Source organism: Herminiimonas sp., from assembly GCF_030645555.1.
GTDB lineage: Bacteria > Pseudomonadota > Gammaproteobacteria > Burkholderiales > Burkholderiaceae_D > Oxalicibacterium.
The window spans coordinates 1-6,064 of the sequence record NZ_JAUSME010000241.1; the positions used below are offsets into that span (position 1 = coordinate 1).

The 6,064-nt window shown below is 57.5% G+C and carries 6 protein-coding genes; 3 read left to right on the forward strand and 3 right to left on the reverse strand.

All coding sequences use genetic code 11. The features are described 5' to 3' along the window. Both purD and Q7T06_RS09365 read right to left on the reverse strand, forming a co-directional pair. Positions 1 to 901, reverse strand: a 901-nt coding sequence (gene purD / locus Q7T06_RS09360) for a phosphoribosylamine--glycine ligase (RefSeq protein ID WP_304783950.1), incomplete at its 3' end; no start/stop codon positions are given. A gap of 142 nt (positions 902 to 1,043) precedes the next feature. Then, on the reverse strand, positions 1,044 to 1,772 hold the full coding sequence (locus Q7T06_RS09365; RefSeq protein WP_304783952.1) for a YebC/PmpR family DNA-binding transcriptional regulator: 729 nt from the start codon (positions 1,770 to 1,772) through the stop codon (positions 1,044 to 1,046). 90 nt (positions 1,773 to 1,862) lie between these two features. Between Q7T06_RS09365 and Q7T06_RS09370 the strand changes: the two genes are divergently transcribed. Continuing rightward, positions 1,863 to 3,353, forward strand: a complete 1,491-nt coding sequence (locus tag Q7T06_RS09370; protein ID WP_304783954.1) for a helicase HerA-like C-terminal domain-containing protein — start codon at positions 1,863 to 1,865, stop codon at positions 3,351 to 3,353. Positions 3,354 to 3,415: 62 nt separating this feature from the next. Here the strand turns inward: Q7T06_RS09370 and Q7T06_RS09375 are convergent, their stop codons facing one another. Then, positions 3,416 to 4,318, reverse strand: a complete 903-nt coding sequence (locus Q7T06_RS09375; protein ID WP_304783956.1) for a LysR family transcriptional regulator — start codon at positions 4,316 to 4,318, stop codon at positions 3,416 to 3,418. A gap of 178 nt (positions 4,319 to 4,496) precedes the next feature. Between Q7T06_RS09375 and Q7T06_RS09380 the strand changes: the two genes are divergently transcribed. Beyond that, entirely contained in the window at positions 4,497 to 5,111 is a 615-nt protein-coding gene (locus Q7T06_RS09380) for an FMN-dependent NADH-azoreductase (RefSeq protein WP_304783957.1), read from the forward strand. A gap of 84 nt (positions 5,112 to 5,195) precedes the next feature. Continuing rightward, positions 5,196 to 5,831 carry a GTP cyclohydrolase II gene (ribA, locus tag Q7T06_RS09385; protein ID WP_304783959.1) on the forward strand — a complete coding sequence of 212 codons (636 nt, stop codon included), beginning with the start codon at positions 5,196 to 5,198 and terminating at the stop codon, positions 5,829 to 5,831. The last annotated feature ends 233 nt before the right edge of the window (positions 5,832 to 6,064 follow it).

Below are 6,064 nucleotides of genomic sequence, written 5' to 3' on the forward strand. Positions count from 1 at the left end.
GGCGCGCCATGATGGGTTGCGTTTCCGGGTCGCCCATGCGGCAATTGAATTCCAGCGTTTTTACATTGCCCTTGTCGTCTATCATCAAGCCGGCGTACAGGAAGCCGGAAAATGGTATGCCGTCTTTCGCCATGCCATGCACGGTGGGGATGATGATTTCGCGCATCACGCGTGCATGCAGCTCGGGGGTGACGATAGGCGCGGGTGAATACGCACCCATGCCGCCGGTGTTCGGGCCTTCATCATGATCGAGCAGGCGTTTGTGATCCTGGCTGGTGGCCAGCGGCAAGATGTTTTTGCCGTCGACCATGACGATGAAGCTGGCTTCTTCGCCAGCGAGGAATTCCTCGATCACGACGCGCGCGCCGGCATCGCCGAGCTTGTTATCCGACAACATCATGTCGACTGCCTGATGCGCTTCATCCAGCGTCATCGCTACCACTACGCCTTTGCCGGCGGCCAGGCCGTCGGCCTTGATGACGATAGGCGCGCCTTTGCTGGCGATGTAATCGTGCGCTGCCTTTACCTCGGAAAAGGTCTGGTATTCAGCGGTCGGGATTGCATGGCGCTGCATGAAGGATTTGGCGAAATCCTTGGAGCTTTCGAGTTGCGCCGCTTCCCTGGTCGGGCCGAATATCTTCAAGCCGCGGCTGCGGAAAAGATTCACGATGCCGGCTGCCAGCGGTGTTTCCGGACCGACCACGGTCAGCTCGACGTTTTCACGTTCTACAAATTCCGCCAGTTCCTGCGGATCGGTGATCGCAATGTTTTCCAGCCGGTTGTCCAGCGCCGTGCCGCCGTTGCCGGGTGCGACATACACGGTTTGTATCCGTTCGGATTGCGCCAGTTTCCAAGCCAGGGCGTGTTCGCGGCCGCCTGAGCCGACTACCAGAATTTTCATGAGATCGTGATTGCTTTGACTAAAATTGCCGCATCGATGCCGGCTGGTTGTTTTGCTTGTTGCTGCGTATGGTCGTATTTACTGCGGACCGATTCACTGCCTCATTAAAAGCGGAGCCAGTCCGCTTTTGAATATACGTGGCTTATTCTTCCTCGATCACCGCGTTCGTATAGACCTCTTGCACGTCGTCGAGGTTCTCCAGCGCGTCCAGCAATTTTTGCATCTTGATCGCATCATCGCCCTGGAACACGGTTTCGGTCGCCGGCTTCATGATGACTTCCGCCACTTCGGCCTTGAAGCCTGCGGCTTCCAGCGCATCCTTGACACTCGAAAAATCGTGCGGTGGGCAGATCACTTCCATGCCGCCTTCGTCGTCGGTCGTCACGTCTTCGGCGCCGGCTTCGAGTGCGGCTTCCATCAACTTGTCTTCATCGGTGCCGGGCGCAAACAAAAACTGGCCGCAATGCTTGAACAGGAATGCGACCGAACCTTCAGTGCCCATGTTGCCGCCAAACTTGGAAAACGCATGGCGCACTTCCGCCACCGTGCGTACCCGATTGTCGGTCATGCAATCGACCAGAATCGCCGCGCCACTGATGCCGTAGCCTTCATAACGGATTTCTTCATAATTGGCGCCTTCCAGGCCACCGCTGCCGCGTTGTATCGCGCGCGTGACATTGTCTTTCGGCATATTGGCATCGGCCGCTTTGTCGACTGCCAGGCGCAGGCGCGGGTTGGCTGCGATGTCGGCGCCGCCCATGCGGGCTGCGACGGTGATTTCCTTGATCAGGCGGGTCCAGATTTTGCCGCGCTTGGCATCGGTTGCAGCCTTTTTATGCTTGATATTGGCCCATTTGCTATGTCCTGCCATGGCGTATCTTTCCCGATGAGTTAGCTATAATGAACCGCGGATTTTACCATACCGTCCGCCTGCCCAACCTTATCCCTTGTGGACAAAAACATGCCAAATCCATTGCTGATTGCAAAAAATACAGACCTCGAACTCTGCCTGTTACCCGCACTTGCCAATCGCCATGGCTGCATCACGGGTGCAACCGGCACCGGCAAAACCGTCACCCTGCAGACATTTGCACACGCCCTGTCCGATATCGGCGTGCCGGTCTTCATGGCCGACGTCAAAGGCGACCTGTCCGGCATCGCCAAAGCCGGCACATCGAGTGGCAAGGTCAAGGAGCGTTACGCGATGCTGGGCGTGCCAGAGCCGGTATGGTCTGGCGCCCCGGTCACTTTCTGGGATGTGTATGGGGTAAAAGGTCATCCGGTGCGGGCGACGATATCCGATCTGGGCCCGCTGCTGCTGGCGCGCATGCTGAATCTGAATGACACGCAGCAAGGCGTGCTGCAACTGGTATTCAAGATCGCCGACGATCAGGGTCTGCTGCTGCTCGACATCAAGGATTTGCGCACCATGCTGCAGCAGGTTGGCGACAATGCAGCGACATTCCAGACTGAATACGGCAATATCTCGGCCGCCAGCATAGGTGCGATCCAGCGCGGCTTGATCGGCATAGAAGAGCAGGGCGGCGACCAGTTTTTCGGCGAACCTATGCTGAATATCGAGGACTTGCTGCAAACCGATGCCAGAGGCAAAGGCATCGTCAACATACTGGCGGCCGACAAGCTGATGAATGCGCCGCGCCTGTATTCGACGTTCCTGCTGTGGATGTTGTCGGAATTGTTTGAACAATTACCCGAAGTCGGCGACCTCGACAAACCGAAGCTGGCTTTCTTTTTCGATGAAGCGCATTTGCTGTTTGCCGAAGCACCCAAGCCCTTGTTGCAAAAAATAGAACAAGTGGTGCGCCTGATCCGCTCGAAAGGCGTGGGCGTGTATTTCGTCACGCAAAACCCGCTGGATATTCCCGATACGGTACTTGGCCAGTTGGGCAATCGCGTCCAGCATGCATTGCGTGCCTATACGCCGCGCGATCAAAAGGCGGTGCAAGCTGCGGCAGAAACCTTCCGCCCCAATCCTGCGCTCGATATTACCCAGGTCATTACCGAGCTGGGCGTCGGCGAGGCGCTGGTGTCCTTCCTCGATGAAAAAGGCCGGCCGACCATCGTCGAACGCGGGTTTGTCCTGCCGCCAGCCTCGCAGATCGGCCCCATCACCGATGCCGAACGGCAGGCCTTGATGGCCAGTTCAGTGGTTGCCGGTATTTATGAAAAGACGGTGGATCGCGAATCAGCCCACGAAAAAATCAAGGGCCGCGTCGCGCAGGAAGCCGCCACCAAGGAAGCGGAAGCGCAGGGCGAGGGTGGGTTTGCCGATGTGCTGGGCGACATGCTGGGTGGCGGGAAAAAGACCAATGGCCGTCGCAGCGACAGCATGGTGGAAACGATGATGAAGTCGGCCGTGCGGACGATGGGATCGACGGTAGGGCGCGAAATCATACGCGGCGTACTGGGCTCGCTACTCAAGCGCAAATAATGTTTTGATTCCTGCTGCCTGCCGCAGATAAACCGGCAGGCAGCAGTGAAGCAGGCGCTGCATTATTTGCCCGGCGCATGCTCGAGCAGATACTGCATCAACCAGCGCCCGGCCTCGCCCGGCGCATCATCGGTCCTGTGTATCATGTGCAGCGTATATTGCGCGCTGACCATGTGGGCCAGCTTCAGGTGCACCAGCCGGCCGTTCTGCAAATCCTCACGGATCATTTCCTCCGGCATAGAACCCCAGCCCAGGCCTGCGCGCAGCAGCGCATGCTTGGCGCCCAGATCTCCCAGCCGCCAGTCGCGCACCGCAATCACGCCAAAATTCTGTCCTGCGGTCAACTGGCTGCGATCAGTCAACACCAGTTGCGTGTAATCGCGCGCCGTTTCAGTGCCTATCGTGCCTGTCATCAGCGCCAGCGGGTGGGTCGGCGCGGCGACCGGCATCAGGTTCACATGGCCGAGCTGCTGGCTTTGGAAAATATCGGCAAACTCTATCATCGGGCCGCTGATGCCTATCCCGCAGACGCGCTCGGTCACCAGATGCGTGACTGCACCCAGCGCTTCTATGCGCAAGCGCAGTGCCACGGTGGGGAATTGCTGCTGGAATGCATGCAGCGCACACACCAGGATTTCAGTCGGGAACATGACGTCGACCGCGAGCGCGACCTCGGCTTCCAGTCCCTGCGCCAGCGTCTTCGCGCGTGCGCGCAGCGCATCCACTTTCATCCCCACGGTGCGGGCGTCGGCCAGCAAGGCCGTGCCGGCTTCGGTCAGGGTCGGCTTGCGCTTGCTGCGGTCGAACAGCGCGACATTCAACTGCGCTTCCAGATTGGCTATCGTGTAACTGACGACTGATTGCGTGCGGTGCAATTCGCGCGCGGCGCGCGAAAAACTGCCGCAGTCTATGACCGCGATAAAGACGCGCAACTGATCCAGGGTGGGGAGGCCGGGTTCTCTCATATCTAAAATATCGATACTAACCAGTTAAATATTGTGGGTTTTCTTGATGCTAATCCTGTCCTACGATGATAGCAAGAACACGGAAGCACTTTTTTAAACGAAAACCCAAGTCGAAAACCCGCGCTTGTCTCTGCAGCGCAGCGGTGGACGATCAACTGACAGGAAAGCGAGTTTTATCATGACCAGGATCCTTCATATCAACAGCAGCGTACGCAACACCGATTCGATTTCGCGCAAGGTGACGCGTGAATTTCTCAATAAATGGCAGGTAAATGAGCCTGAGGCCGTGATCGTCGAGCGCGACCTGGCCGCTCATCCCTTGCCGCACCTGACTGAAAAAACGCTGGGCGCATTTTTTACGCCGGCAGAACAGCGCACACCAGAGCAGGCGCAAATCGCGCAACTGTCCGATACGCTGGTGCAGGAATTGTTCGATGCAGACGTGATCGTCATCGGCGCGCCTATGTACAACTTCTCGATTACCTCGGGCTTGAAGGCATGGGTAGATCATGTTGCCCGTGCCGGCGTGACGTTCAAGTATGGTGAGCAAGGTCCGGTCGGTTTGTTGACTGGTAAAAAAGTCTATATTTTCACTTCCAGCGGCGGCGTCTATAGCGCCGGGCCGGCACAGGGGATGGACTTCCTCGCCACCTATTTGCGCACGGTACTGGGTTTTATCGGCTTGAGCGACATTACCTTTATTGCCAGCGAAGGGCTGGCGATGGGCGAGCTAGGCGTCAACAAGGCATTGGAACAAACCAGCAAGACCATCAACGAATTGCTGCCAGCCTGATATCCTTCGTCTTTCGAGCAAAAAAGCAGCAAGTGCCGATGGTCGGCATTTGCTGCTTTTGCTGATGACAGATATCCGCCACCCATGAATACTAGTCTTACCTCCAACGCCGTCGTCAATACAGTCGTGCCAGATGCCGAACTGGATTACGCGGCATCGTGCGATCTGCCCACACCGTGGGCCACATTTCGCCTGCATGCATTTGTCGAGCCGGCTAGCGGCAAGGAACATGTCGCCATCACGCTGGGCGATGTATCGAATGGCGAGCCGGTACTGGCGCGCATTCATTCCGAGTGCCTGACCGGAGACGCCTTGTTCAGCCTGCGCTGCGATTGCGGTCCGCAACTCGAAGCCGCCTTGCAAAAGATTGCCGAAGAAGGCCGCGGCGCATTGTTTTATCTGCGTCAGGAAGGACGCGGCATAGGACTCGTCAACAAGATACGCGCCTATCAATTGCAGGATGCCGGCGCCGATACGGTGGAAGCCAATGAAGCGCTGGGCTTCAAGCCGGATCAGCGCAATTACCGTCTGTGCAAGCCGATGCTGCAGCATCTGCAGATTTCCAGCCTGCGCCTGATGACGAACAATCCGCGCAAGATCACGGCGATGGAACAACTCGGCTTGAAGGTGGTGGAGCGTGTGCCGCTGGTGGTGACGCGCAATCCTTTCAACGAGCGCTACCTGACTACCAAGGCGGCCAAGCTCGGTCATCTGCTTTAATGCGATAGTGCCGCGATGCGGGCAGTGCGGCATGAGTATCGACGGCGGTATTTAAGACGGCACCTAAGACTGCACTTAAGGCGGCGGGAAAACTCAAAAACCGCTTAGCCCTTACAATGACGGCATGTCTGCTTCAAGCCCTCCTTCATCCGCGCGCAAGCTTTTTCTGATCGGCCTGAGCATCGCGATACTCGGCGCGGTTCTGTTTTCCACCAAAGCCATCGTTGCCAAGT